At 49.7% G+C, this 26,988-nt stretch carries 20 protein-coding genes and 1 tRNA gene; 11 read left to right on the top strand and 10 right to left on the bottom strand.

What is annotated here, in order from left to right:
- Positions 1-291: 291 nt before the first annotated feature.
- The 3 genes from Pla110_RS14105 (at position 292) to Pla110_RS14095 (ending at position 5,116) form a co-directional block, all read left to right on the top strand.
- Entirely contained in the window at positions 292-1,983 is a 1,692-nt protein-coding gene (locus Pla110_RS14105; protein ID WP_231742452.1) for a DNA primase family protein, read from the top strand.
- A gap of 620 nt (positions 1,984-2,603) precedes the next feature.
- A complete protein-coding gene (locus Pla110_RS14100; RefSeq protein ID WP_144996386.1) occupies positions 2,604-3,116 on the top strand; it encodes a hypothetical protein in 513 nt (170 codons plus the stop codon).
- On the top strand, positions 3,116-5,116 hold the full coding sequence (locus Pla110_RS14095) for a phage major capsid protein (protein ID WP_197440206.1): 2,001 nt from the start codon (positions 3,116-3,118) through the stop codon (positions 5,114-5,116). The genes Pla110_RS14100 and Pla110_RS14095 overlap by 1 nt, the downstream gene beginning before the upstream one ends.
- 290 nt (positions 5,117-5,406) lie before the next feature.
- On the opposite strand, the gene Pla110_RS14090 is transcribed toward Pla110_RS14095, so the two are convergent.
- Entirely contained in the window at positions 5,407-6,105 is a 699-nt protein-coding gene (locus Pla110_RS14090) for a DUF6338 family protein (RefSeq protein ID WP_144996384.1), read from the bottom strand.
- Between the two features lie 372 nt (positions 6,106-6,477).
- Here Pla110_RS14090 and Pla110_RS14085 point away from each other — a divergent pair, with 372 nt between their 5' ends.
- Entirely contained in the window at positions 6,478-7,200 is a 723-nt protein-coding gene (locus tag Pla110_RS14085) for an RNA-binding protein (protein ID WP_144996383.1), read from the top strand.
- A 450-nt stretch (positions 7,201-7,650) separates the two neighbouring features.
- Here the strand turns inward: Pla110_RS14085 and Pla110_RS14080 are convergent, their stop codons facing one another.
- Positions 7,651-8,538 (bottom strand): class I SAM-dependent methyltransferase, encoded by an 888-nt coding sequence (locus tag Pla110_RS14080; RefSeq protein WP_197440205.1) that lies wholly within the window; start codon positions 8,536-8,538, stop codon positions 7,651-7,653.
- A 539-nt stretch (positions 8,539-9,077) separates the two neighbouring features.
- On the opposite strand from Pla110_RS14080, the gene Pla110_RS14075 reads away from it, so the two are divergent.
- Positions 9,078-10,850 (top strand): ATP-binding protein, encoded by a 1,773-nt coding sequence (locus Pla110_RS14075; protein ID WP_197440204.1) that lies wholly within the window; start codon positions 9,078-9,080, stop codon positions 10,848-10,850.
- 165 nt (positions 10,851-11,015) lie between these two features.
- Here the strand turns inward: Pla110_RS14075 and Pla110_RS14070 are convergent, their stop codons facing one another.
- Together Pla110_RS14070 and Pla110_RS14065 are read right to left on the bottom strand one after the other, a co-directional pair.
- Complete coding sequence (locus Pla110_RS14070) at positions 11,016-11,873, bottom strand: ion transporter (RefSeq protein ID WP_144996380.1); 858 nt, start codon at positions 11,871-11,873, stop codon at positions 11,016-11,018.
- Between the two features lie 2 nt (positions 11,874-11,875).
- Complete coding sequence (locus tag Pla110_RS14065; RefSeq protein ID WP_390620438.1) at positions 11,876-13,222, bottom strand: Gfo/Idh/MocA family protein; 1,347 nt, start codon at positions 13,220-13,222, stop codon at positions 11,876-11,878.
- A 359-nt stretch (positions 13,223-13,581) separates the two neighbouring features.
- Between Pla110_RS14065 and Pla110_RS14060 the strand changes: the two genes are divergently transcribed.
- Entirely contained in the window at positions 13,582-14,784 is a 1,203-nt protein-coding gene (locus Pla110_RS14060; protein ID WP_144996378.1) for a hypothetical protein, read from the top strand.
- Here the strand turns inward: Pla110_RS14060 and Pla110_RS14055 are convergent.
- The 3 genes from Pla110_RS14055 to Pla110_RS14045 form a co-directional block, all read right to left on the bottom strand.
- Positions 14,774-15,316 carry a hypothetical protein gene (locus Pla110_RS14055; RefSeq protein ID WP_144996377.1) on the bottom strand — a complete coding sequence of 181 codons (543 nt, stop codon included), beginning with the start codon at positions 15,314-15,316 and terminating at the stop codon, positions 14,774-14,776. The two genes, Pla110_RS14060 and Pla110_RS14055, sit on opposite strands and share 11 nt — an antisense overlap.
- Before the next feature lie 317 nt (positions 15,317-15,633).
- On the bottom strand, positions 15,634-16,287 hold the full coding sequence (locus tag Pla110_RS14050; RefSeq protein ID WP_197440202.1) for a PNPOx family protein: 654 nt from the start codon (positions 16,285-16,287) through the stop codon (positions 15,634-15,636).
- 30 nt (positions 16,288-16,317) lie between these two features.
- Positions 16,318-17,208 carry a DUF4339 domain-containing protein gene (locus tag Pla110_RS14045; RefSeq protein WP_144996375.1) on the bottom strand — a complete coding sequence of 297 codons (891 nt, stop codon included), beginning with the start codon at positions 17,206-17,208 and terminating at the stop codon, positions 16,318-16,320.
- A gap of 405 nt (positions 17,209-17,613) precedes the next feature.
- On the opposite strand from Pla110_RS14045, the gene Pla110_RS14040 reads away from it, so the two are divergent.
- Positions 17,614-18,009: a BlaI/MecI/CopY family transcriptional regulator gene (locus Pla110_RS14040; RefSeq protein WP_144996374.1), complete on the top strand. Its 396-nt coding sequence runs from the start codon at positions 17,614-17,616 to the stop codon at positions 18,007-18,009.
- Positions 18,010-18,412: 403 nt separating this feature from the next.
- Here Pla110_RS14040 and Pla110_RS14035 read toward each other — a convergent pair whose 3' ends face one another.
- A complete protein-coding gene (locus Pla110_RS14035) occupies positions 18,413-19,903 on the bottom strand; it encodes a hypothetical protein (RefSeq protein ID WP_144996373.1) in 1,491 nt (496 codons plus the stop codon).
- A 644-nt stretch (positions 19,904-20,547) separates the two neighbouring features.
- Between Pla110_RS14035 and Pla110_RS14030 the strand changes: the two genes are divergently transcribed.
- The 3 genes from Pla110_RS14030 to Pla110_RS14020 all read left to right on the top strand — a co-directional run bounded on the left by Pla110_RS14030 (position 20,548) and on the right by Pla110_RS14020 (position 23,662).
- The gene (locus Pla110_RS14030; RefSeq protein ID WP_144996372.1) at positions 20,548-21,507 is read left to right on the top strand and encodes a histone deacetylase family protein; all 960 of its coding nucleotides are present in this window, start codon (positions 20,548-20,550) and stop codon (positions 21,505-21,507) included.
- 204 nt (positions 21,508-21,711) lie between these two features.
- Positions 21,712-22,908, top strand: a complete 1,197-nt coding sequence (gene waaF, locus Pla110_RS14025; RefSeq protein ID WP_144996371.1) for a lipopolysaccharide heptosyltransferase II — start codon at positions 21,712-21,714, stop codon at positions 22,906-22,908.
- Between the two features lie 184 nt (positions 22,909-23,092).
- Positions 23,093-23,662, top strand: coding sequence for a peroxiredoxin family protein (locus Pla110_RS14020; protein ID WP_144996370.1), 570 nt, complete (start codon positions 23,093-23,095; stop codon positions 23,660-23,662).
- Between the two features lie 243 nt (positions 23,663-23,905).
- On the opposite strand, the gene Pla110_RS14015 is transcribed toward Pla110_RS14020, so the two are convergent.
- Positions 23,906-23,979: transfer RNA gene (locus Pla110_RS14015), tRNA-Cys, on the bottom strand.
- Between the two features lie 447 nt (positions 23,980-24,426).
- Between Pla110_RS14015 and Pla110_RS14010 the strand changes: the two genes are divergently transcribed.
- Positions 24,427-25,248 (top strand): helix-turn-helix domain-containing protein, encoded by an 822-nt coding sequence (locus tag Pla110_RS14010; protein ID WP_144996369.1) that lies wholly within the window; start codon positions 24,427-24,429, stop codon positions 25,246-25,248.
- A 145-nt stretch (positions 25,249-25,393) separates the two neighbouring features.
- On the opposite strand, the gene Pla110_RS14005 is transcribed toward Pla110_RS14010, so the two are convergent.
- A complete protein-coding gene (locus tag Pla110_RS14005) occupies positions 25,394-26,614 on the bottom strand; it encodes an aldose epimerase family protein (RefSeq protein WP_144996368.1) in 1,221 nt (406 codons plus the stop codon).
- Between the last annotated feature and the right edge of the window lie 374 nt (positions 26,615-26,988).

Raw genomic sequence — 26,988 nt, 5'->3', positions numbered from 1 at the left:
GTTACTCACCCAATCAAGCAAGGAAGCTCCTTGTCGAGTCGTGTTCAGGAGGCAACATACCCCTATCACGACGATCAAGGCATTCTGTTGTTCGAGGTGCTCCGCTATCGCTTAGTCGACAAGCCACCTGGCAACAACAAAGAATTCAAGCAGCGAAGACCAGATGGAAAAGGGGGCTGGATTTGGGGAACGAAGGGAATCAGAAAACCTCCCTATCGTCTTCCTGAACTACTCAATTCTTCAATTGATCAGCCTGTATTTATCGCTGAGGGGGAGAAGGACGTTGACACGTTGACGAATGCTGGATTCGTTGCCACGACAAACGCTCAAGGCGCGGGGCAATGGCGGAAGGACTACGCCCGCTATTTCAAGAATCGGCATGTTGTCATTCTTCCCGATCAAGATACAGACGGATTGAAACATGGAGAAAATGTTGCCGCGAATGTTTTCCCGAAAGCAGCGAGCGTGAAGGTCATTCATTTGACAGAAGTTGGACATAAGGGCGACGTCACTGATTGGTTTGAGTCTGAAGAGAACACGCCTGAAAGACTGATGGAAATAGTCAAGGCTGGCGAATGCTGGAAGCCAGAAGCTGTGGCAACGTTGCCACCTGAGGCAGATATTCACTTTCTCGATTCGAAATCCGATTCCATTCTGCCCGATTGTCCAGTTGCTTCGGACAAAGGTCGCACCGAGTTAGCAAACTCACGGCGTTTCTTGAGGCTATTCGGTGATAGATGCCTTTACTGCCACCCTTGGAAAAAGTGGTTGATCTGGAATCAAGTGCGATGGGAAATCGATCGCTCGGGTGCAATTCGTCAACTTGCTAAAGAGATGATCGATCAACTGTGGCATGAAGTCGCAGATTGTCCTGATGAAGACTCAATCAAGTTTGCTAGGGACTCCGCGAAGAATTCAGGCATTACAGCTTTGTTGAAGTTGGCGGAATCTGAAGTCCCCATAATGCCGACCGATTTAGATCAAAACGAATGGCTGTTGAATTGCCCAAATGGAACGGTCGATCTACGGACAGGGAAACTTAGGGAGCATCGAAAAGAAGATTACATCACCAAGCTTTGTCCAACTAATTTTAATCCCGAATCGGAATCCTATTTGTGGGATCAGTTCTTAGAACAAATCTTCCCTGATGAAGGACTGGCCGACTTCGTTCAACGTCTCTTCGGTTACACCCTCACAGGATCAACGGTGGAACACGTCCTTCCGATTTTCTGGGGAAAGGGTGCCAATGGAAAAAGCACAGTGCTTGAAGTCTTAATGAGCGTAATCGGCTCTGACTATGCGTCAAAAGCACCGCAAACAATGCTGGTTGCCAGTAATGGCGACAGACACCCAACAGAACTCGCTGACCTATTTGGAAAGCGATTGGTTGTTTGTACGGAAACAGAGGAAAGCCGAAAGCTGAATGAAGCTCTGGTCAAAGAATTGACGGGTGGTGACAAGATTCGGGCAAGGAAAATGAGAGAGGATTTCTGGGAATTCTTACCGACTCATAAATTGATTCTGTGCACCAATCACAAGCCAGTCGTAGCGGGAACAGATAACGGGATATGGCGGCGACTACTTCTCATCCCCTTTAGTCAAACATTCTCCCCAGACCAACAGGACAAGAAACTCAAGGAAAAGCTCCTTGCTTTGTCTGAAGGGATACTCGCCTGGGCTGTTCTTGGATGCGTTGATTGGGTCAATGGTGGCTTACAAATACCTCAACTAATTGACTCTGCAACTAACGAATATCGATCAGATGAAGACGTTTTAGGTCAGTTCATTGATGACAAATGTTTAACCGGAGCAATTGCATACAAGATCAAAGCAGGACAACTTTTTAAGGCTTTTGAAGAGTGGTGTGAAGAATCAGGGCAACAAACTTCTACACAAAAGAAGTTTGGACAACGACTTGCGGAAATGGGGTTCCAAAAGACAAGGAGTAATGGTTGGTGGTATCAATCAATCGCGTTGAGATAAGAAATGGAACGATTGGAACGGTTGGAACCTTTTTTACCCATAAACAACGTTTCGCGTATACAAGGCGCTCTTATACCCCAAAAAGGTTCCAACTGTTCCAACTGTTCCAAATCAGAAATCAGCCTGTTGCATTCTGCCCTGGTCGATGGGCGGCCAGCTCGACGGCGAGAGGGTCGCGGGTCCTTCCCGGAGGTCGGCGACGGAGCACAGCGGCGGGAACTATCACATTAATAGACAGACTTTATTTCCCCTCAATACGGGAAACGGAGTAGCGAGAAAATGAGCGAGCAGCAAGCAGCCTCAGAGGCTACGGAAACACTAGAAAACAAGGGTCCAACGTGCCCTGTTTGTGGGCTGGGGGTGTCCGGGATTACCCGAACAAAGTCCAAACCTGGTATCACCGAGAGGGAGCGAACATGTCGGAATTGCGGCAATAAGTACCTCACTAAAGAGATCCTAGTGGGTGGGGGTTACCCCAGCATCGGAGCGGCATTCCTCAACGGTCATAAAGAAAGTGCTAGATATAGCAGTAACTTTAATAAAGCGGTTGAAGGCGACAATCAACCCGCCTGATCTGCTGAATTGATCGTTATATTTTCTGAAACGAAAGGACAAACCCCATGAGTACAACTGAAACCACTGATCCAAGACAAGTCATCGAGCAGGAAGCCCGGGAACGCCTCTCTCCTGGTTGGAAGATTGCCGACGTTCATCCACACTATCCCGCTTCCAATCGGGAAGTGATCGAACTTTGTTCGGCGTCGGGCTATATCTGCTCTGTCGAGACGATCAATGAATTCATCGACAAGGGATACATGCAGCCCCCTCAGAATCAAGGCGGGCGAATGTGCTGGTCGGCTTGCGATATTTGTTGCCTACTCGCGGCACTTGAAAACCGGGAGCGGTGGAAGCCAGCCCCGAACAAATTGCATGACGCCAAAAAAACGGCCTATCGAATTCAGACCGAACTCTCTCACTCTGTCGAAGCCAAAGAAGAGATGTTGCAGGCGACCGGGAACTACACTCTCGAAGACCTGCTGTTGATGCTCAAACGGGATGAGAACCCGGCTGTTCGCCAGTTATTGCACGAATGCGTTCTGGTCAAGCTGGAAACGATGGGAGTCGAAATCTAATGGTAACCATGCCCGAACAACAGATGATGATTACAGCGGCGACTGAGACCGTCCTGGAAGCGAAGCAAAACGGCGATGTCAAAATCGACCTGCTCGCTTATACGGGTGGCTTTCTTCGCGTTGCTGGATGGGAAACCCCCGTCATCATCGACCTGAACGGGCTCACCATATCCGACCAGATTCCTTTTCTGGTCGACCATGAAAACACCCTGAGTTCAACGGTCGGTTACGGTCACGCGATTGTTCGTGACTTCCAAGTCTGGGCAACCGGGATTCTTTCTTCTGCCTCTGCTAAAGCATCCGAAGTGATCGGACTGCACAAAAGCGGAGTTCAATTTCAATGTTCTGTGGGGACTGTGGTTCAAGAGATTGAGCGCGTCCCTGTTAATCAAACTATCTACGTAAACGGCAAAGCGATAAAGGCCGATCATCCCTTCATGGTTGCACGTAAGTCGAAACTCAATGAGATTTCGATTGTGACCATCGGAGCCGATCCCGAGACCCTGGTTCGCATCGCGGCTAACTTTCACTCAGGAGAAATATACATGTCGGGTAAATCTACAACGACCGAAAGTGGCGACACTACGAACCAGACTCAAGAGAAAAACGTTACAGCACCTGTGACGACGTTGAACGCCAGCGGGAACAATATCACCGAAGCTGACGAACGTACTGTTGAGAATGAACGTGCCCGCATTGCTGGCGTCATCGAAGCCTGTAACGGGGAATACCCCAAGATTCAGGCCAAGGCGATTGGCGAGGGCTGGGATGTTCAGAAAACGGAACTGGAGGTCCTTCGAGCTGGTCGACCAACCGCACCGGCTGGCGTTGGCGGTGGAAGTAGCAACCACACTACTCAAGGGCAGATTCTGGAAGCGGCATTGTGTTTCAGTTGCGGACTGACAGAAGAACAAGCCGGCCAGCATTACGACGAACGGACCATTGAGGCGGCGTTATCGTCCAAATATCAAAACGTTGGACTCCATGACGTTCTGATTTCCGTTCTCAATGCAGCAGGCCGACACAACCCCTCTGGAAATCGAATCACCGTCGACACAATCAAGGCGGCATTCTCTGCGAATCAATCGCTGCAAGCGAACTTCTCGACGGTCTCCCTGCCTGGTATCGTCTCGAACGTCGCCAACAAATCTATGTTGTCGGCCTACAATGCGGTGAATACGACCTGGCAGCACTTCTGCAGAGTCGAGTCGAACAGCGACTTCAAACAGCACACTCGTTATCGGCTGACTGGTAAAGGGGAGTTTTCACAAATCGCCCCGTCGGGTGAGCTGAAACACGTGAGCTTGCAAGAGCAGGAATACACTTCGAAGTTGGAAACATCCGGAGCTATCATTTCGATCACACGCGAGATGATGATCAATGACGACCTTTCAGCCCTATCTCAACTCCCTGCGATCATGGGCCGCATGGCGGCGATCAAATTGGAGAAAGAAGTTTACACGCTGCTGTTGAGCAACCCGAGTAACTTCTTCGCGGCGGGCAACAACAACTATTTCGACGGGGCTGATTCTGTGCTCTCGATCGACAGCCTGACTGAGGCCGATCAATACTTCACTGATCAAGTCGATGAAAACGGCGATCCGATTTTGATCAACCCTGAAATCTTGCTGGTACCGTCGACATTGAAGACGACAGCCCGCCAGATTGTCCGTGACACGACGGTTGAGATTAATCCGACGGCCAACACTCCCACGCCATCAGGCAACCCACACGCCGGAGCCTACAAAGCAGTAGCGACTCCCTGGCTGAACAGTCAGAACTTGAGCGGCGCCAGTGCTTCCGCCTGGTACCTGCTTACGAATGGCAATGACGTCGCGGTCATGGAAGTGGCATTTCTGGGAGGTCGCAAGTCACCGTTCATTGAAACAGCAGACACCAGCTTCGATACGCTGGGAATGCAAATGCGAAGCTACTTCGATTTCGGCGTTGCCATGGGTGATCCCCGCGGCGGCGTGAAATCCAAAGGGGCGGCCGCATAACGATTCTTGTAGTTCCCCGGTAGACGCTCTATTCCTCGTCTGCTGGGTCACACTTCCCCGTCCGGGTTTTCATATCGCCTGGACGGGGGGTTTACAAAACTGGTTATTTATCCTTCGGTTTTTGAGGAGGGGGGGGTACCTGCCTAGATCCTTCCTCTCTGGGAATAGGAGCTCGAGGATTCACCCCACCCTTTTTAGTCCCGGGATCATCTGGTCGGATTACGTGGGTTACTTTGATTGGTTTCTCAGGTGGCACTGAATACTCCTTTAAAGTTTTAGAGAACTGCTAATTAAGTGATTTTATTGGGAGAGGTGTTTATTGATTCATCATTTGCATCGTCACTATCCTCTGTTGCTGCAGAAGTTGGATCTTCGAAAAGCTCAAGTAAAACAACTTCTTTTGCTGGAACCAGCATCCCGCGAGTGCCTTTCAGTATTGATTCTGAGCCATCGGATTTAATCCAACTTAAATTCGTAATATAGAAAAAACCGTTAAAAGGATCGTCGGGATACTGTTTAATCCATCCGTGAAGCATTCGTTCGTCTGCTAGATGAAGAGTTGCATACCCAAAGTCCTTGGCAAACACAGCGTGCCATTCGTGTGGATATGAATTTTTTTGTGTCCAATAAGGAGCTGAAGAGTTCTCACCCTTTTCTCTCCATGTGAGGGTTTTTCTACGAAAAAGACTATGCGGATAGTCATTGTTTGCGCAAGCCGAAAGTAGAAGCCCTAATGAGAACCCACCAAAGGCTGCAAGTAATGATTCGCCGCTATCTGGCCACTCGGAGAAAGTCGAGACCAATCCACATAAATAAAATATACCCCGCACGGGGATCATGAAGAGTTGAGCGAGTAATGTAAAAATAAGCGCCTGCATGACTTGCTCTGCGTGTGGTGGTTTAGGGTGCGGAGTGAGACCATAAAAGATCCACATTGCTATTAAACCAGGTACCAATAAGTTAATCGCATCAATGATTTCAAATTTCATATAGCCAGTGCTTACTCAGAGTACAATACATCGTTTTCAATCAGCTCTTTAGATGATAACTGGGATTTGCTAACTGCACAAATTACCATACCAGATAATACAACAATTACTGTGAAGTGGAAGGTCATCAACTCTGGTTTTCGGCTGTGCAGTCTTGACAACCCTACAACCAGAGCGGCATAATCCCACTCTCTCAAAGTCGAAAGACATGTTGATCTCAAAAACAAAGTTGAAAGCAAGAATCCGCACATGCGCGGGTGTGGGGTAGCAGCAATGCCCCCAAGGCGGCTCAACACCGCCTGAGAACGCCAATGCATGTGCGGGTTCTTTTTTGTGCGCTGTTCGCAGCGTGCATCGGAAGGAGTCATCCCAATGACTACGATTCCCCAAACCTCGCTTAATGGTCATGCCTCAAGTCGATTGACCGACCCCGCTTCCCCTGGCAACGTTGCCAATGCGCCGGACAAAACGGCTCCGATTAAGTATCCGGCGCCGGTTCTGCTCGAAACGTTCTATTATGTCAGTCGGGTGCCCCGAGATTGGCAGTCTCAAACGTCACATTCAGCATCACCTCGATGCATTCCACCTCTGGAATATTCCGTAACTGCCGAAATCACAGCGGCACTGAATCGGGCAACTATGAAGGCACGAATCGACAGCGATACCGTTTATGTTTGGTACGTGTGTGTGCCTCGTAAGAAGATGTATTCCACGTTGAGGATTCAAGTTCCAAACGGCTGGAGCCCGATTGATGAATACGATATGCCCCCGACAGGCTTGCGAGGAGGTTATTCACGTGAGGATCGAAAGAAGGCACTGGGTCATATTAATAGTGTGATCGGAAACCTTAAAACGGGTAAGGCAACGAAAACGTGGGCTATTGCAGCCTGCCCGATCCGTCCTGACTATGTGAAATACTACCTGGAGCAGAGGTCAAAACGCACAGCCTGGAAACCTCTCTTCAATGTCATCACGACAGCGGGCGATGTTCTTCAGGCCCACATTTCTAAAGGTGAGGCCCACCAGTTCGCCGATAAGTTCAATAGCCTGAACCAACACTCGGAAACTGAAGCCAACGTCGTACAGGCGATCTGATGCGATTATGATGAATTCGGCCCGGTTGGGGATTCCTGACCGGGCTTTTTTTCATGCAACGCATACAAAATGCGTCATTATTTCCGGGTGTCACTGACACCAGCAAGGGGGTAAAAACGGCCTCTTTTGGCGTCTTTTCAGTGGGGGCGTGACAAGCGTTTCACACTGTAAATAAAGGGGTTTAAAGCGTTTTCTGAAAATCGCTTCTCTTCATTACGAGTGCGTCGCTCTACCAACTGAGCTACAGCGGCAAGTAGAGTGTTTGAGGGTTTCCGAGAAAGTTCCGGGGCCTTCGTCGGAGAATATATCGAAGATGAGCTTGTTCTACAAGTCGGGAGAAAAGAGTCAGTCTGGCCCGAGTGGCGATTGTCTTGGGTCGATGTAGAATAGCCCTGAGAAACGGGATTGGGTTCGGAAGTCGAAATTGGAAAGCTGGGGTTCATCAGGGAGTCAAAGTGATCGACCGGGCGTTTTCGTTGCTGGTTTTTGGGCCAGGTAGAAGACGGTTGCTTCGAGTTGATGATGCGATTTAATCAGGTTGATCCAGATGTTAATGATCTTTCTCAAGATTCGGCCCAGTAGGCTGCCCGTGGAAATCGGGCGGCTGAGCATTTCGATGACCTGAAATCCACCAAATCGAAACTGCTCGATCACCTGCCCCACGGTGTACTCAGTCACATGATGTTCCGACATGAATGCGACAGGTTTTCCTAACAAGACTCGGAACAAGTTGGAAATGCGGTAGCGACTCGGAGTCGAGACGATGATGAAGCCGCCCGGTTTCAGGAACTTATCCATCTCTCTCAGCAGATGCATGGGGTCGGGGACATGTTCCCACAGATTGTTGCAGACAACCACATCGAAGTATTCCTGTGCATAGGGGCCTGAAGTGGCGTCGCCTACGCAGAAGTCGATGTCCGGAAAGTGCTCATGGGCATATTCAATTGCGGAGACAGCGTAGTCGAGTCCAGTAACTTCAGCCGTGGGAAATCGATCGAGCATCAGCTGGGTAATGTGACCTTCGCCGCAACCGAGATCGAGAATCTTCAACGGTCGTTTCAGATGCTTCTCAGCCTGCTGCAGCAGATCGATGGTGATCCCGAATCGACGCTGGTGAAATTGGCTGTCGATCTGTTTTTCGACGTTGTAAGGATCTGATTCTGCATATTCATCATTTGCCGCCAGTTTATCAGGGGACAAAAATATCTTGAAACCCTTTGTGTGCCGAGCAAAGGGGCATGTCTCAAATTTCTGTTTCCATTCGACAAGTTCGCAACCCTCCGTATCGATGTTGATCATGCGGTTCTGGCGATAGTCGTAGTATTTCGGGTCTGACATGATTTTCCCCATGCGGTAACTCCCTTACTAATTACGTAAATCCAATTAGTAAATAAGGGAGTGTCGTGATAAGTCCTTGCCAGACCTTATCGAAGAGCGTGCAGATCGACAAGATGTGATTGATTTACGTCGCACCAGTCAGCTGAAAAACCTACGCGGTCCTTGATGAAAAAAAGCGGGTGAGAGTCTATCGGGCTAAGTCGGTCTGGGGAGTTTTGGGGAAATCGATGCTGTATTCGCCTCCTATTGAAATGGGGGATTTACCTCACTGACCTGTAACCGGATCATCCTGCATTTTCGGGAAAGGAGTGATAGTGCTCCCCCCGTCAGCACTAATTGCGCAAGGTGCTGTTAGATACCTCACCGTTCAGTTTGCCTCGTTCAGAAATGCGACACAGAGTGGTCGTGTAAAGGGTTGTTCCCTCGGGCCTACGAATTCAGGTAGATGCCCGGAAAAGTGACCGACACGACCGATAAGTTGTCGTAATTAGAAAATGCGAAAGAAATTCACTCAAGTAAAATGTCCTTGGAGGACGCCGATGACCGTTTTTACCGGTCTACGACAATCTGCTTTAGTTATCTGCGCTCTGCTCGCCTTGCTGGCGGGAGAGGTGACGCATGCCTATGGAGAAATTGACCGCAGCAGTTGCTGCGCGGGAGCTGAGTTCTGTATTTCGCCAACAGCAGAGGCAGCACGTCCAGTGGAAAGTTCTCTGGCAGGATTCTTCTCCAACCTGTTTGACACTTCAAGTTATCCTGCGAGATGGAATTGTGGTCAATGGTCTTCAATGGAGGGATGGCTGCATATCATTTCTGATCTCGGAATCTTTATCGCCTATTTTGGAATTCCAGTTTCTTTGCTCTACTTCATTCGGAAGCGGAGAGACATTCCTTTTAATAGCATCTTCTTCCTGTTTGCCGCATTCATTCTGTTTTGCGGGGCAGGGCACTTACTCGAAGCGATCATTTTTTATTATCCGCTGTACCGTGTCGCCGGTCTGTTAAAACTGGCGACCGCCATGGTTTCGCTGGTGACATTGGTTGTTCTGTTCAAACTGATTCCCAAAGCGCTGGAACTTCCGGGGCTAATTTCCACAAACGAAATGCTGCGACAGGCCGACGCGACGAAGTCGGAATTTCTGGCGAATATGAGCCATGAAATTCGTACTCCGCTGACGGCTATTCTCGGATTTAGTGAAGTTCTACGAGATGAAGATGTCTCCCCTCAAGAGAAGCAACACGCAGTCGAAACCATCCATCGGAATGGTTCTCATCTCTTGGCATTGATAAACGATATTCTTGATCTTTCCAAAGTAGAAGCAGGTAAGTTGGAACTCGAGTACCGAGAAACCAATCCACGTAAGATCGTCGAAGAAGTGCAGGAATTACTTTCAGAACGTGCCGCATCTCGAAACTTGCAACTGGTCCCCGAGTTTAAAGGGGAGATCCCGCAGTTAATTCGAACTGATCCGACACGCTTGAAACAAGCCTTGGTTAATCTGGTAGGGAACGCCATCAAGTTCACAGAGAACGGGAAGATTCGGCTCGTAGTGCAGCATAATGAGCTAGAGAGCCGATTGAGTTTCGAAGTGATTGACACTGGCATTGGTATGTCGATCGAACAGATGAAACGCATTTTCCAACCGTTTGGCCAAGCCGATTCGTCAACGACTCGTAAATACGGTGGGACGGGACTGGGGCTGATGATAACGAAAACAATCGCCAGCTTACTTGGTGGAGACGTGAACGTATCGAGCGATTTGGGAGAAGGGTCCCGTTTTCAATTCTGGATCTGCCCGGAAGTGATCAAACAATCCTCGCTGAAAACCGAGGGTGCTTCCGACAATATGGACGCCCCCATCGCCGCTTCTCAGGCAAACCGAACGGGACGGATATTGCTGGTGGAAGATGGACTCGATAATCAGCGACTGATTTCTTTCCTACTCAAAAAAGCAGGGTTTACAGTCGATATTGCCGGGAACGGAAAAATTGGAATGGAAGAAACGATTGATCGTTGGATGTCGGGCGAACCTTACGATCTCGTTTTGATGGACATGCAGATGCCGGTAATGGATGGATACACGGCAACCCGCAAATTACGTGATGCACAATATCCGGGCCACATAGTCGCTGTGACCGCTCACGCAATGAAGGGGGATGAATCCTCCTGCATCAAGGCGGGGTGTGATGCCTACCTGTCCAAGCCGATTGACCGACAGGCTATGATTGACGAAATCACGCGCCGCATGAGTGAAGACCGCTTCGTCTTTGATGAATCGGTTCAAGACGCAACTAGAGCGCATTCCAGATAACCGTAGGGTGTTCTGACGGCGTAGCCTACTGTTTTTAAGGGCTATTCGGGACCGATAGCCGCCACACTTATCCTGGACAGGATCTAGTCCAGTATGAATCTGACTGGTGATGTTACCGCTGCGTTGGAAATATTAGACGAATCCTGGCTTCGGCCAGGATCGACCTTACAAACGAGCCCCGCAATATTTGCAGTGCGTCGCGTCTAAATCGTGTCCTTCCGCCATGCATTCCGGGCAGACTTGCGTTGTGACTTTATTCCTAACGGCCTGAGATAGTTCTGCCGAGACGATCCCTGTTGGTATGATGATGAAACAGTATCCCAGGATCATCATAAATGAAGCTACCGTCTTGCCTGTAATGGTCGTCGGGGCGGTGTCCCCGTAACCAACAGTAGTCATCGTCACGATAGCCCAGTACATGCTCTGCGGGATCGACTTGAAGCCTGGGTTGTTCTGTCCTTCAATCAAGTGCATTGCGGAACCTACAATCACGACGGCTATCACGACGAACGTAATGAAGACGGCAACTTTCGCCCGGGAAGCCCAGATTGCCTGTCGCAACGCTGTTGCTTCCGACAACATGTGCGTCAATTTGAAAACACGAAATACACGCAACAGACGAAGGGCACGCACAACAGTCAGTCTTGTCAGCGTGTCTACTTCAAAATCGAACAGGACCAAAAGCGTCAGATAAGTTGGCAGGATCGATAGAATGTCGACAACACCATAAAAACTGAAGATGTACCGAAACGGACGACGGGCAGAGACAATTCTGGCGACGTATTCGATGGTAAATAGAATGGTAAAGAACCATTCTGTTCCATCAATCAAATTTTTGTTCGCTTGGTATACCGAGCTGACACTCTCCAACATGACGACGAATACGCTCAGTAGAATCGCAATCAACAACAGGACGTCGAACAGCTTCCCTGCCGGGGTGTCGGCTTCGAAAATGATTTCGTACCAACGCTCCCGCCAGGGCAGCGGTTGCTTTTCGACGTCGTCAGATCGCTTTTGGCTCACTCTTATAGTCCGTTAACTTCGAATCCTTCTCGATAGTTTCGGCGAATCAGTTTATTAGCAGCGGGCAGATTGGTCACTTCCATTTTTTCGGCGTTCCATTCCAGCGTCTTGCCCGGGAACCTGTTCGCCACGACGCCCAATAATAAAGCTTCTGTCAAAGGACCGCCATAGCTAAAGCTGGAGATCGTCTCGTCTTCACCCAGGCATGCATCGACCCATTGATGATAATGGTTTTTAATTTCCAGTTTGGGCATCTCGACTGGGACTTCTTTACCATCGACGAATTTCCGAGGATTGGCCACATGTGGTAACAGGAGAGTCCCTTCTTCTCCGACGAAGAAGGCGGCTTGATCGTGGAGTTTCAGATCAGCGGGCAGATTAAACTTGGAAAGATCGGGAGGAGACATGGCACCGTCGAACCAAGTCCACTTTAATGTCTCTGTGGTGTGCGCCGTTCCGGGGAACTCATACTCGACTTTGTTCTGCTCGGGATGACCGACGCCTGTTGGAGGTCGGCACGTTGTGCGGGCCCAGAGGGGAGCAGTCAATTGAAGTGCACGGTAGGGAGTATCACAGATGTGAACGCCCATGTCGCCCAACGTACCTGTTCCGAAATCGATCAGCTTCCTCCACTGAGAGCGGTGATAGACTCCCTTCTTGTAGGGGCGTTCGGCCGCTGTTCCCAGCCAGAGGTCCCAGGCGACTGATTCTGGAATCGCATCTTCACCTTCGAATGCAGGACCATCGTAGCCCCAGTTTTTGTGTGACCAGACGTAAACGTCACTGACTTTGCCGATGATCCCTCCCTGGATCAACTGAGTTGCTCCCCGGTACTGGGCGGAGGAAGAGACTTGGATCCCCATCTGAGTCGGTAATTGTTTCTGTTCCGCTACCAGACGCAATTGTCGCGCTTCGTAGATCTCGTGGGTCAGTGGCTTTTGGCAATAAACGGGTTTGTCGTGATTCAGTCCCATCATTGCTGCCGGGGCATGCGTGTGATCTGGTGTGGAGACGACCACGGCATCGATTTCGCCCGCCAATTCGGCGAAGAGTTGCCGGTAATCCTGGTATGTCTTCGCACTGGGATGACTTTGAGACGCCTTTTCCAGAATGCCGGAATCTATATCACAGAGAGCAGTGACTTCGACGCGTGGATGAGTCGCGACTTGGTTCAAGTCTGCTCCCCCCATACCACCGACCCCAATGTGAGCCGTCCGTAATTTTTGGGTTGGTTCAGCAGCCGCTGCAGGTCGGGCGTTGTTGAGCGGAAGAGCAGTCGCCGTTAACGCGGCTCCTGCTTTCAAAAGATCACGGCGGTTCAAATTATTGGGAGTCTTTGGATTTATCACTAGGGTGGGACCTCTTCTTACTCGTTCGAACCAGATGTTCGAAATGGGTGGGACTAATGGGGCGAAGTTGACTCTAAACGGTCCTGAAAACCTCTGATGGGTCAGATTCGTTCTTGCTTGTAAGCATAAACGTAGCCTCAACCGGGTTTCAGGATGCGTTCTCATATTACAACACACGCCGCAGGCAGGCTCAAGGGGGCTGTCCTATTTGACAAACCCTCAACAGACAATGAAGTCCAAAATTCCCCTTAACCCGTCCTGCCGGAACCGATAAGATTACGGGGAGTCATTAATCAAGCTGATAATCAAGCGGATTTGAGTCTACGATAGATAATAAATAGTTCGGAACGGAAAAACTGATGGAGAGATCCCTATCCTGCCTTTGTCTCGTACTGCTTTCCCTGATGCTACTACCCAATCTGTCAGCTCAGGAAGAACCGGAACCGGGGCCCCGTTATCGTCCCCCTGCGAAGGTGTCCTCGACTCAGATTGAGTTTGAATTGCTGACTGGTGCTCGTGGACAAGATGTCACGGCGCGGCAATGGTATGACTTCTTTTCTGATCTCATGATACCGCTGCGGATTCGACAGACTATTGGAAAAGAAGAACCTTCCATCACGGAGGAGATCCGGAATGGTGTTCGTCATATTCATATCGTGGGTGTGGTGGAAATCAACGGCGATGTGAAGCTGACAGCGGGCCGTGCCAAGCAGAATGAGAAAGAGAAGTTCAAAACGTGGATTGCTTCTTTAAAGGAATATGGCGCCTTGGGTGATCCGGCGGGGAAACCTCTATGGGGTCTTTCCGAAGAGCAATATGCCTTCGTGCGACTGGAATTGTCGACGAACGTGAAAGCAGATTTAAAAAAATCCAACTTTGCGGAGGGACTGAGTAGGATTGGATTACCTGCGGCTCTTCCCGTGGTATTGACGGATGAAACGAAGAACCATTTGCGAAATGTTGATCTTCGTGAGTTTCAATTTCCCGAGAATCTCGGCGGAATCAGTCTCGGGTCATCATTGGCGATTTTTCTACGAGAGTTTGGTCTCGGCTTTGCACCAACGCGACTACCAGACGGTCGAATAGTGCTTACCATCGATCCACTCGAGGAAGACGGGACGCAGTGGCCTGTTGGCTGGGATTGGGAAGGGTATCCTAAACAGATCGCTCCCAGTTTTTATGCACGGACAACGGTCCGGGTTCGTGATTTTACTCTCAATGAGTTTATTGAATTCATTGAGAAAGGAACTGGAATTCCGATCGTGATTGACCACAATAACTTCCGGGCCATCCAATTAAACCCTGACGATTTAAAGCTAACGATTCGCCCCGATGTGACAGCTTGGAACTTGCTCTTAAACAAAGGTCTCTCACCACTACGCCTTCGAGCGGAACGCCGTATCGATGAAACCGGTAAACCTTTCTTATGGGTGGGGCCTACCAGTACCTTGATTCGTCAGCGTATGAAACTGATCGAAGCAGGTGAACTGGAAGAGCTGAATGCGGACTCGGAAGAGGCACTGCAAGATGTCAGCAAAGACGACGCTACGATCAATGATTGACGACTGGTGAGAACATCCATTGATTTGGTGGTCTTCTTTGCTGCCGGACTGTAGGCCGCATCGTGGGCCGTTGCTGAGCTGTCGGAGCAGTGGTCGAAGTTGGATGTACAGCCTGTCCGGAAAGGAGTTGAATGCCATTGTTTTGATCTGGCATCGAAATTCTTTCCAGTTGAACAGCAGGTTGTCCCGGTGTGGACTGTGACCATTGCCAGGGTTCCGCGTTGATCGTCTGGGTTGGCTCGGTTTCTCCACTCTCCGCTACTACAGGCATAAGAGTATCGCTGGTGATAGGCTGATGAGTGTAAAGTTCAGGAAGCAAGGTTCGATCGATCGGACCTTTGTTGTACATCCATCTGTAGTAATCTACATGGCGGGCGCGCGGAGGCTGGTGGGAATACTTGTCGATGTTAAACGACAAACGGTTCAGAGCGTTGTATTCGGGTCGCATGTAAACAACTTTGTCGCGGCCCCGGTGCATGCACCCTGATGAAGCGAGTAGACAGACGAGTAAACATACGCAGATCCAGCGCATCTGCTTCCCCCCCCGGGTAGAACCTGGCTGATTTGAATCAGCATCGTCAGGCTATCTGATGTTACGAAACTTCGTACTCGCTGTTTACTTACCATAGATGGTCACTCTTGGTTAGAGCCATCTGGGTTGTTCCCTTCGGAATGACGCGCATCCAAACAGTCGAGTCTTATGGGGATATTATCGGCTCGGGTGAGAATCGGTATTAACGTTAAAATCGATAAACTTTACCACGCCTGCATATTTACTCGTTGCAGTGGCAGATCGACGGATCCGGGAAATGTTGGTCGAAATGCAGGAATACAGAACCATTGCAGTGTTTACGGCGAAATCCAATTCGCAGTCCGCTGGTTCTCATCGTCCCATTTAAATAGCGCGCGAAGGGAACCAGCCTGATCGAGTCGGAGCCAGTCGATGGATTCGATTCTTGTCGCCATCACGACGAATATATCTCTTCCCGGTTCTACTTCCTCGCGGCTGAGCTTACGCCCGCGAATTTCTAAAGGAAGATTAGGGTCTGGCCCAGGCTGAACGGTCCCGGGCGGGTGCGGGGCACGATACAGGTTGAGACTGGTGGGATCGCTTTCCGTCCAGAACTGGTCGGCCACCGTATCCTGATGATGTATTTGAGTCCGCCCGATGATACGAAGTTGAGTCCGCTGTTCAGGATGATAGAACAACCAACAGGTACGGGAGTGTTGCTCCACCTGCAGGACTTTAGGAGAGCGAAGGTCGGTATGAGCATAAAGGGTGCGAGTGGCGGCATCGCAGGAGCGAAGAACAACTGTTCGCAATTCGCAACCTTCCTCGCTGTTGGTTCCGAGTGCGGGGAGTCTCCATGGATGGAGGACTTCGGTTGGCGCGAGGGACAACCCTTTCCAGATGCTCGATTCAATCTGATCGAGAGAATGAAACGCAGTAATGAGAGCATCCTTCCTGGAACTGTCGTTTACGGCACCGCAGTATTGTTTCAAAATCGACAACCGTCTTAGCTTGGTGGGAGGCTATTCCAACTGTTCACGGACGTTGTTCAGCGACTTGACGACTTCCCCTTGTTTTGCTTCAAGTTGATTGCCAGGCGCGTCAAAGAGAACGTATAAGTTTTTTCCGATTGTGATCAGTTGTCGTTCGACGGGAGAGCGAGTTTCTTTCATCGCCAACTTGTTATTCAGAATTTCGATTTCTGCACGCGACTGCTCTTTTAAAGAGTTCCATTCATCTTCTGTTGCCCCTTCCGTAAGGGCGTGATCCACATCGGCGTAGATTTTGTTGAACTCTTTATATACCTGGGGACCGTAGTCGCGTTCTGGCAGCCATTTGAAAATCCCAGCTGCTATGCAAACAGCCAGAATCGTGAGTTTAATGGGGTGTTCCTTAAGCTCACCCAAAAAGGCAAAGCGAGACTCACTCTCTTCATTGTCGTTGATCTGTTCTGCGTATTCACCAATTCGACTGGCAGTCTGGCGAGTTTTGGAATTTGCCGATTCGTAGCGTGCAGTCCCACTTTCGAGAGACTTCTGTCTGCGATCGCGATCGCTGGTCCGCGATTGTTCGGCCATCGCCTCCTGAGCGACTTTGCCGATGCTACTTTCTTCGTACAGGTTGCGCTCTCGTGGGCGGCGAGTATTGGTGGGACGTTGCGTCGAATTCTGGGATAACGAATCCTGGGAGGTTCGGCGCCGTCTTGCGGGAGGCACTGAAGAATTGTTTGAGTTCGCTGTCGGTGCGGGAAACAATCCACCAATTGATTTGGCTGGGAGCAGCATACCAGAGACAGCATCTCGGATCTGATCTTCGGGTGACAACTGGCCACTCCGCGCCAAATCTTTGATCTGCTCAAATGGAACGGGGCCGATTTCCTCCCCGTCCTGCTGATAGTACCACTCGTTGATCATTCAACAAACTCCGCCGTCAGCAATGATCTCGGCTCAACTGAAGAATAAATGAACAGCTATAAAATATACGAAGAGATCGCCAACGCTAGTTTAGAATATGGCAAAATCACTTCTTGTTAGCAACTGGCTTCAGTCTGAATCAGATGCATGTTTGCCAAATCGACCCCTGTTAGACGTCATATGATCAGTCATTATAAGCAATCCAGGGAGAAATTCAGTAGGGAATGTTCAAAATCGCCAAAGAGTTGAATTCATTGCAGAATCAGTAGTTGCGATTTTCAAAATTCGCTCTTACAATTGTAAGCTGATTAATCAACATTTCACACTCTTGATTGGTTCAGTGGTTTTCGTTTGAAGTTCACTTAACTACTTTTAGACAAGGACGAATGAGGCTGTAAAAATCAAATGAAAGCACAAAAAAAATCACACACTCAACTTGCCCGTCGTGAACGTCAGATTATGGAAGCGATCTACAATCTGAAAGAAGCTTCTGTATCAGACGTTCTCAAGCAACTGCCCGATCCACCCAGCTATTCCGCCATTCGTGCAATGATGCGTCTACTGGAAGAAAAGGGCCACCTGAAACATCGACAAGTCGGAACGAAATACGTGTACCGTCCGACCGAGTCTAAAGAGACTGTCCGCAAGTCGGTACTGAAACATGTCGTCACTTCTCTGTTCGATAACTCGACAGAAAACGCTTTCGCTGCTTTGCTGGATATCTCCAGCAGCAACCTCACTAAAAGTGAGTTGAAGAGCATTTCGACGATGATAGACGGTGCCAAAGCGAATGCCAAATAGGCGGCTAGGCTTTTAAAGTTGCCAACTCGCCACTGGCTTAGCTTGTTGACAGCGTAAGAGCGTGCATTTGAATTGTGAGTGATCACAATTGAGAGCACGCTTTTTTTACGTCTATCTTCAAACGTACTGGAAGGATGCACAACAAAACGATGGCATCTTGCCTGCAGCAGGAAGGGGAGTGCTTACGGGTTACAAGTGGCAGCCAGTTAAAGCGAAAGACCAGCGAAGTTTTTGGACGATGCAGCGAACTCAATACAGAAATCGCCAGGCATGGTTACTCTGAAAATCTCGCAAGGTTCTGCATCTGCATTCGAAAACCAATAGCCAAGCCACAGTGCCCAGTAGCAATTTCTGGCCCAGTAGCAATTTCTGGCGCGTAAGGGCTCTTAATGAAAAGCGATCTCTAACGAGAGGCTGTTTGAGCTGCTTCAGGTTGGGATTTCTGATTCAGGTTGACGAGAGCTTCTGTATTGGGCGCGACTTTGAAATCACTGGGGGGATATTCTTCCAACCATTTCTTGCCCGAAGTCACCATCGCCTCTGGGAACTTGGTGTTGAAGTTGTTTTTGTTCAGCAAAAAGCTGAAGAACGGATGGATCCGGGAATACGTCTCTTTAATCTGAGTCGCATGGTCATTCATACCTGGGCGAGTTGTTCTCTGGAGCAGCCCCACTTCGTTGGTTTTTTCCTGTTGATCGAGTGGCTGGTAGGCCAGATAGACGTTCCCAAAACAAAGGCCCCAGTGGGACATGAAAGCGGCAGGTACTTGGGATCCTTCGTAGGAACTGATCATGTCGTCTCGTTCTTCAGCCATACTAATTGTGAAGCTGAGCAGTTCGTAAGACAGCAGTTCGAAATTGATTCGCATTCCGGAAGAGATGGGTACCCGGCCTAATGCATGAGCAGCCTGACTGCGTACCATTTTGTTGCGAGTCGGATCAGACAGAACTACAGCTAGTGCGTGTACGACAACCGGAACTCCATTTTCGTCAATGTCGACATCGGAGACTTCCAGGCATTTCACGAGTTCACGTTGATACCACCAGTTATCTGCTTTGCCCAATAACTGGTCGATACAGACGGCCACAATCTGCAGGCGATAGACTTTGGAAAAATCACCGTATTGAAGGCCTTTGTGCAATGATCGAAGACAGCAGATTTTGACCGCTTCGGGTTGATCTTCTGAGGCAACCGTTTTCAGAGCCAGGTCGACTGCAGCGCGAAAAGGTACCGGTGAGATATTATTTCGGTAATCACCAATTTTTAGATCGAGATCAGAAAGCAGAATCGCAATCCGCAGTCGCACGAAATAATTCTGTTTCAGCATTTCTTCCATTAGGGGGAGCATCTGTGAAAAAACTTGCTCACGATATCGCTGCCGCTGTATGGGAGGGAGGTCTTCACCTGACTTTTTGACAAAGTAACGGTAGAGCAAATCGTAGATCTTATTACTTTCTTCCGACTTCTGGTGCTCTTTGACCGTCAATGAATAGAGCAATTGCTCAAGCGATTTGCGAATGACTTCCATCGAATCGCTATCAATCTTTCCTTCCTCAAGAATGTCTCCGAGCTGAGAACGATTACGGGCAAAATCCTTGATGGCCTCGGCGTTAGTCAATTCTGTATCAATTTGTTGAGAGGGGTGTGTCTGGCCACTCACCAACAAATCGAGTGCCAACTCTTCTACGGCAGGGGGAGGAGCCTGTTCCGTTTTACTGTCTGCAATATCCTCAGAACCACCATCCGCGGTAAGGTTTCGCAACGGCTTGGCAAAACCTTCGAAAAAATTACCGGAGTCCTCCTGCGCAAACACAGACTGTGGCGCATCCACAAAGAGAATCAAGGTGGCTATCAGCGTGGAGAAGCAGAGTGTTCTGGTTTTTAGATGTGACATGGTGTGAACGTCATGTTTCATGGTGAGGATTGCGGGTCTCAATTGGAGTGGATTGTCGATACACAGAGCTTGGTATTCGATGAATACCGTCCCAACAAATGGATCGACTATTGGGTTTTGAGATGGCCCGGAAGACAGGATCAAAGATTGATCAAATCAGACGATGTTCAAAAATGAAAAAGGTCAGTACCGCTCGCTCGGGAAATTTCAATCCACTTTCCCATGGCGATCACTGGTGCATCACCAAAGGACGCTGTTTTGGATATTTTCAGATAGGAAAGACGATTCCGGAATGAAAAGGTCCTCAGGTGAAGAAAGAAGTGTAACAGATGTCCTTGCAAACTGAACAGGTTTCTATTCCCCAATCGGGTGGAAATAACCCTGATACTGTTCTGACAACACCAGATATATCATATCCTGATTGTTACCAACTGGCCTGCATAAATCCTGTTACCCTCTACGATATCACCCTTTTTTTGTAAGTGTCAAGCACGATCTGTACCAGTGGAACCTTCCAGCCCTTTTTTTCGACATGACCCCCACAGCCCCGAAAACTGCTGAAATTGCTTCTATCAGGAATTCAGTCACATCTTTGACCATTCCAACAGGGACAATGATCGTTTTCGCGATGGGAGAATGAACAAGTGACGCTTCTCTTTCACGATCCAATATTTCAGGAACATAAAACGGGGTCGCATCCCGAGTCCGCCAAAAGGCTTGTCGCAATTGATCGTCGGTTGAGTGAAGCCGGAATGCTGGAAAAACTGCCATGCGGTAAAGTCCGCGAAGCGAGCCGCGAGCAGATAACGGCGATTCATGACGATGATTACCGAAGGCACCTTCGAGAGACGGCAGCAGCGGGTGGCGGACATATTGAAACGGATACCGTGATCAGCCCGCGATCGTACGATGTTGCTATAACCGCCGCCGGTACGGCGTGCGCAGCGGTCGATCAGGTACTAAGTGGGAACCACCAAACGGCGCTTTGTCTCATTCGGCCTCCCGGGCATCATGCGTTACCCCAGGACGCCATGGGATTTTGCCTGTTTAACAATGTCGCCGTCGCCGCGAGACAGGCGATAAACCAGCATAAACTCGACCGGGTCATGATAGTCGATTGGGATGTGCATCATGGTAATGGTACACAGCACATGTTCTATGAAGACGAACAGGTTACTTTTTTCTCCTCCCACCGCTGGCCGTTTTATCCCGGTTCAGGCCGAAAAGAGGAGACGGGACGAGGGAAAGGGCTCGGAACGACCTTCAATCTCCCTCTGGAGTTCGGTACATCCCGGAAAGAGTTTCTCTCTGCTTTCGAACAACGACTGCATCAGGCCGCTGAGAAAAGTCGCCCTGAACTGGTTCTCATCAGTGCCGGTTTTGACGCTCACCGACTCGATCCGGTGGGGTCGCTGGGTCTGGAGACGGAGGACTTCAAAGACCTGACCCACATAGTGCAGGATGTGGCCAGCACGCACTGCGAAGGTCGTCTTGTGAGCTTACTTGAAGGAGGCTACCACACCGACGCACTTGCCGATTCGGTCCTACTGCATTTGGAGACATTGATTGAGGGAGAAAAAAATGAGGGAGAAAAAACATCTTAAGGCCAAGTTACCCTCCGAGATAATGATGGGCATTTAAAGTTGGTCTTAGAACTGAGTTTCGCGTTCCGAAAACTGTTTCTCTATCGCATTCCACATATCCATAGCGTGTTCTGGCGGCGCAGCCTCCCGTTTTGAAAGGCTTGAGGGGACCGATAGCCGCCAAAATTATCCTGGACAGGATCTAAACATCTGATATTGCAGGCTTTGAGCGCTGGCGCTACAATCTGCGGCACCCAAAGCCAGGAAGCAGAACGTTCGCTTCTGCTGAATCAATACTGTCATCTTCGCCGCGAATGGACATATCGCGAGATGGTCACCGCACCTTCCTCCAAACAGACACCGCTTGATCTTATGGATGCTCGTCGGATCTGTATCATCAAACCCAGCGCTCTTGGAGACGTGGTTCAAACGTTGCCACTGCTTCCCATGCTGCGGGAGCGGTTTCCCAAGGCCAAGATTAGTTGGGTGATCAACAGTAGTTTTGCCAACCTGCTGGAGGAACACCCTGCGTTGGACGAGATCATTCCGTTCAACCGTCAGGGTGGCTGGCGTGAATGGCCACCTCTAATCAAACAATTGAGAGCTGGCAAATTCGATCTTGTTCTCGATTTACAGGGATTGCTGCGAACGGCCGTGATGACGTGGTCCACCAGAGCACCCGTTCGGATTGGATTGCAGACAGCTCGGGAAATGTCCCACTTCGCCTGCCACCAACTCATCCCGGATTCCGACAAACAAATGCCCGCGTACAACCGCATGTGGCGCGTGGCCGAAGCCCTTGGTATGGGGGCGACACCTCGTGAAACAATTATCACAGTGAGTGATTCGGACCGTCAGATTGTGGAAGAGAAACTGGCACCCATTTCTCGACCATTCGTGGCCATTCAACCGGGAGCTCAGTGGAGCACCAAACGGTGGCCGGTGGAAAAATTTGCGGAAGTGGCCGCCCGCGCTGCAGATACGCATGACCTGGCGATGGTGCTGATCGGCTCCCAAGGGGAGCGGCTTCTGGCTCAGCAACTCCAGCAGGAAATTCAGCAGCGAAACCCAAATGCGATAGTTCTCGATCTTGCCGGAGAAACGACGTTAAAACAGTTGTCGCATTTGCTGGAACGGTCCACGATGTTGTTGACCAATGATTCCGGGCCCATGCATCTGGCGGCCGGCTTGCAAGTCCCCCTGGTTGGGGTCTTTACCAGCACCAGTTCTGTTCGATCAGGTCCGCCTCCCACATCGACGACGCGATTGGTGACGACAACGGATGCCTGTCAGGCGTGTTACAAAAAAATATGTCCTCGGACGGGTGACCTGCATCTCACCTGTCAAAAAAGACTTTCTACCGCCCCTGTGTTGGACGCTGTCAATCAGCTGGTCACGCAACTGCAAGCTCGAGCCGCCTGATCTCCCTGTGTACCTCTTCTCCTGCGGGAATCTCCCGAATTCGTGAACTGTCTAACAGTATGCCCTGAACATCTTACGGTACAGTGGAGAAGATCCGTCTTTCAAGCGACAGCGTCAGGCACTGGAAGGGGGGATTGAATTGAGCGTTTTTTTCAAAAAATACGATCCACAGAAAGCAAAAATAATGAATAGCAATCAGATTATTCGAGGGACGATCGGCGTCTGTGCTGCCTTGGTACTGGTGATGGGGATTAACGGGGCCGAGTTAAAAGCAGATCAGCCACAAACAGGAGAGAAGATCGCTGATTTTGAACTGAAGGACCTCAATGGCAAAGCTCATAAATTGAGCAAGTTGAATGAGTCAGACCAAGTCGTCCTGCTCGTCTTGCGTGGGTATCCCGGATACCAGTGCCCGCTCTGTTCCAAACAGATGTCCAGTTTTCTATCCAAAGCCAGTGCATTTGACGAAGCGAGTGCCAAAGTCGTCATGATTTACCCCGGAGCGGCCGATTCGATCGAGCAGTTTGCCAGCGAATTCATAAAAGGACAGGAGTTCCCTGAAAACTTCGTGTTTCTGATCGATCCCGATTATCAGTTCCTGGTGGCGAATGACCTGCGTTGGGATGCGGAAAAAGAGACTTCTTACCCGAGTACTTTTGTGATCGGCAAAGATGGTGTCGTGAAGTACGCTAAGATCAGTAAGACGCACGGTGGACGAACCAGTCCCACAGAGATTCTCGCCGAACTGAAGTAAGCGCTACTGGATGCAACTCGACAAAGCGAAGAGGTGTCAGTTAACGAGTGGAAACGTCGCTCAGTGATTAAGTGATTAAGAGTTAATCCTGGGCCAAACTGGCTGAGTTGCATCAATTAAAAAAGCCTTCTCACATTGAGTTGTGAGAAGGCTTTTTTTGTTGATCAGGGAGTTGACTGATGAGCGATGCCGGAAAAAACATCCAGTCGCAAGTGGTCAGTCTAACAGTTGTTACTTTATAAGAGGCGCCGGTGGGATTCGAACCCACGAATGGTGGATTTGCAATCCACTGCCTTAGTCCACTTGGCCACGGCGCCGTGAGAGCCACTTTTCGCTGAAAACAGGATTGAGGAACTGAGTTGCTCTTCTGTTTTTCAGCCGGTTGGGCGGTTGCTATCACCTTTGACAGTTCTAGCAGCTTTAGTCATTTTACCTGCTATACTGTTTCGGCAATTGACCTTCAGAACATGAGCCGAAATCGTAATGAGCCACGATTCGTCCGTCAAGTGACTTTCACGATTAACTGGAATGGGTAAAATAGGATTTCTGTAGTCGAGTCAGTTTGGCAACCACCAGTTATAAAAGAGATTAGATCCAGTCGCATCTGGATTTCCGCAGCCAATACGATACCCTCAATGTAATTGGGCAGTGACCTTTCCCGGAATTACCCGTGGTCGTCGCCCGGCTTCCCTTCAGACCAAAAATTTCCCCCTTCGGTTCACGTTCTTTTCCCGGAACTAGCCATTTTCTCAGCAGGATCCAATATGACCTCGAATGTCGATCAGGTGCAATCGGAAGAGCAACTCATCACAAAAGCGCAAAGTGCGATCAGTCAGTGTAACTGGGTGGTAGGAGAATGCGCCGCTCAGTGGACGCAGAAATACGCTAAAGGGCGGACCGATTCTGATTTCGCGGCTCTGATCGGCCTTAGCCCGGACCAAGTCTATCAGCGTCGACGTGTCTGGGAGACATTCTCGGAAACGAGCGAGTCGTACGAAAACCTGAAATGGTCGCATTTCTATGTCGCACTCAATTGGGAAGATTCGCCCGAGTGTCTGCAATGGGCGCATGAGAACGAAGCGACTGTCGTAGAAATGAAAGCGTGGCGACGCGCTCTTCGCGGCGAAGATTTGACCGAAGAGGCGGAAGAGTTTCATCATGACTCCCATTCGGGCGATCCTTCCATCGCTTTTGTGCCTGATACTCTGACACCAGTGCAGGATCCGTCCAATTTCGGTGGTTCTGGCGAAGGGGGTAGCGAAATGGCGGGGGCGTCCCGCAGTGGTTCCGCCAGCGAAACCGTCCAGGCGGTCGCTCGGGAAACAAGCGATGCCGGTTACGCTCCATTCAGCCCAGACGCGAAGAAGAATCCGAATGAGTCGGGAGCCGACCATCCAGACCGCGTCGTGCCGATGGCCGAGCAAGCGGATCAACTTCTGAAGAAAATGACCAGTACGATTAAGCGGCTCTCCAAGTCACTTTCACCCGAGATGATCAAAGCCATGGAAGATCAACCTCAGGGTGACCTGGAAGAGTTCCACGACATCCTCACTGAGTTTCGTGAGAAAGTCGCCTCACTGATTTGATCGTTCAGTCGTGAATCCGTCGGGAAAGATATTGCGAAAGATGCCGAGATCGCAAATACAGAACGACTTTATTTAAAAACGGTCGCACAATGATTTCATTGTGCGACCGTTAATTTATTGTACGTCTGGAATTGTACGCTTGTTTTTATTCCGATTTCGGTTGGTTAAACTGAAATCGATGAACGGTCGTCTGCTGATAGATTTCCGCAGGCGCGAGCGTCGTGGATGGAAACTCAGGTTGGTTTGGAGAGTCCGGGAAGTGTTGCGATTCCAGGCAGATGCCACCATTTTTCTCGTAGCCTCCGACCTCTGCAGAACCATCCAGGAAGTTTCCTGTATATAATTGCACGCCCGGTTCACTGGTCAGAATTTCAAGTGCTCGGCCAGATTCCGGGTCACGTAATGTCGCGATGGTCTGTAGCCCCTCGGCGTCGTCATTATCGAGGACATAACAATGGTCATATCCTCCTTCGACCTGATCGATCCGTTCTCCCAAGGCATGAAAACTGGTGAAGTCCATCGGCGTCTCTGCGACTTCGATAAGTTCACCTGTCGGAATTCCCGTGCTGTCGACCGGAATGTACCGGCTGCAGTTTAGCTTTAATTCGTGGTCGAGGATTGATCCTGAGCCTGCCCCAGCGAGATTCCAGTAACAGTGATTCGTCAGATTCAACACTGTTGGCTTGTTACTGGTTGCTGAGTAATCGAGTTTAAGTTCATTCTGGTTATTCAGTGTGTATTTCACTTTGACAGTCATCTCGCCCGGATAACCTTCTTCGCCATCGAAACTGACGTAGGTGAATTCGACGCCCACCTGATCATCGAGATCGATCTCTTCCGCCAGCCAGAATTTCTTGTTGAACCCTTCGTCTCCACCGTGCAGGTGATTCGGATCGTTGTTGATTGCCAGTGTGTATTCCTGACCTTCCAATGAGAACTTTCCTTCCGCGATGCGATTGGAATACCGACCGCAGATGCTACCGAAGTAAGGTGGGTTCGTTTTGTACTTTGTTAAGTCGTCGAAGTTCAACGTGACATTGACCTGACCTTCTTCATCATCCGGTAGTAAAACTCGAGTGACGGTTGCCCCCAGGTTGATCAGCTCCACTACCATTCCCTGATCATTGGAAAGCATATAGCGGACGATTTTGTCGTCGACGGGCTCGCGCTGTAAGGTCATTTCAAAGGGAGCTTCACTGAGTGTTTCTGAATCCACCTCGGTCGTCGATTCTTTTGCCGAATTCGCCGACGGAATATTATTCTGCTGCGTTTCTTGCGGGTCTGTGCAACCGGGCAGGGCAATGAAGACGAGCATCAGAGGGACCAGAATCAAGGACGAATTCGCGAGCGGGGGGAGCAACTTCATTTCTGGTCTCCTACGAAATGGGGCGATCAAAATTATTCTGATGGTCTATAATACCAGAGGGCAGGTAGAACCCTGCGGCAATCGTTATCTACCAGCTTATCAACCTCGGACAGCTTCGCAACAACTGCTGAGGAAACTACTTACAACAAATTGAAAATCAATGAGTCACCATTCATCCGAAGCCGCTTCTTGATATTCTCAGGCTATTCTGGCGTCTCAATTTGGGTTTGTGGTTCGGAAATGTTATATTGTAAACCACTACCGGTAAATTACTTAGAACGTACAACCCTGTAACTAAGGCAGAGTGAGTTCAGAAATCGCAGTCGGCGGAATTCGGAGAATTTCTCCAACAGGCTAGGCCTGTCCGCCGTACT

This window comes from Polystyrenella longa, from assembly GCF_007750395.1.
Classification (GTDB): Bacteria; Planctomycetota; Planctomycetia; order Planctomycetales; family Planctomycetaceae; genus Polystyrenella; species Polystyrenella longa.
Note: the sequence above shows the minus strand (reverse complement) of the source record. Positions and strands in the feature narration are given on the sequence as shown.

What these genes read in the sequence shown, in the direction of transcription:
- Pla110_RS14080 (WP_197440205.1), bottom strand. Translation starts at nt 8,538, where the DNA reads ATGTCAGACCCGAAATACTACGACTATCGCCAGAACCGCATGATCAAC.
- Pla110_RS14075 (WP_197440204.1), top strand. Translation starts at nt 9,078, where the DNA reads ATGACCGTTTTTACCGGTCTACGACAATCTGCTTTAGTTATCTGCGCT.
- Pla110_RS14010 (WP_144996369.1), top strand. Translation starts at nt 24,427, where the DNA reads ATGACCTCGAATGTCGATCAGGTGCAATCGGAAGAGCAACTCATCACA.
- Pla110_RS14090 (WP_144996384.1), bottom strand. Translation starts at nt 6,105, where the DNA reads ATGAAATTTGAAATCATTGATGCGATTAACTTATTGGTACCTGGTTTA.
- Pla110_RS14045 (WP_144996375.1), bottom strand. Translation starts at nt 17,208, where the DNA reads ATGATCAACGAGTGGTACTATCAGCAGGACGGGGAGGAAATCGGCCCC.
- Pla110_RS14100 (WP_144996386.1), top strand. Translation starts at nt 2,604, where the DNA reads ATGAGTACAACTGAAACCACTGATCCAAGACAAGTCATCGAGCAGGAA.
- Pla110_RS14085 (WP_144996383.1), top strand. Translation starts at nt 6,478, where the DNA reads ATGACTACGATTCCCCAAACCTCGCTTAATGGTCATGCCTCAAGTCGA.
- Pla110_RS14035 (WP_144996373.1), bottom strand. Translation starts at nt 19,903, where the DNA reads ATGTCACATCTAAAAACCAGAACACTCTGCTTCTCCACGCTGATAGCC.
- Pla110_RS14040 (WP_144996374.1), top strand. Translation starts at nt 17,614, where the DNA reads ATGAAAGCACAAAAAAAATCACACACTCAACTTGCCCGTCGTGAACGT.
- Pla110_RS14055 (WP_144996377.1), bottom strand. Translation starts at nt 15,316, where the DNA reads ATGCGCTGGATCTGCGTATGTTTACTCGTCTGTCTACTCGCTTCATCA.
- Pla110_RS14020 (WP_144996370.1), top strand. Translation starts at nt 23,093, where the DNA reads ATGAATAGCAATCAGATTATTCGAGGGACGATCGGCGTCTGTGCTGCC.
- Pla110_RS14095 (WP_197440206.1), top strand. Translation starts at nt 3,116, where the DNA reads ATGGTAACCATGCCCGAACAACAGATGATGATTACAGCGGCGACTGAG.
- Pla110_RS14060 (WP_144996378.1), top strand. Translation starts at nt 13,582, where the DNA reads ATGGAGAGATCCCTATCCTGCCTTTGTCTCGTACTGCTTTCCCTGATG.
- Pla110_RS14005 (WP_144996368.1), bottom strand. Translation starts at nt 26,614, where the DNA reads ATGAAGTTGCTCCCCCCGCTCGCGAATTCGTCCTTGATTCTGGTCCCT.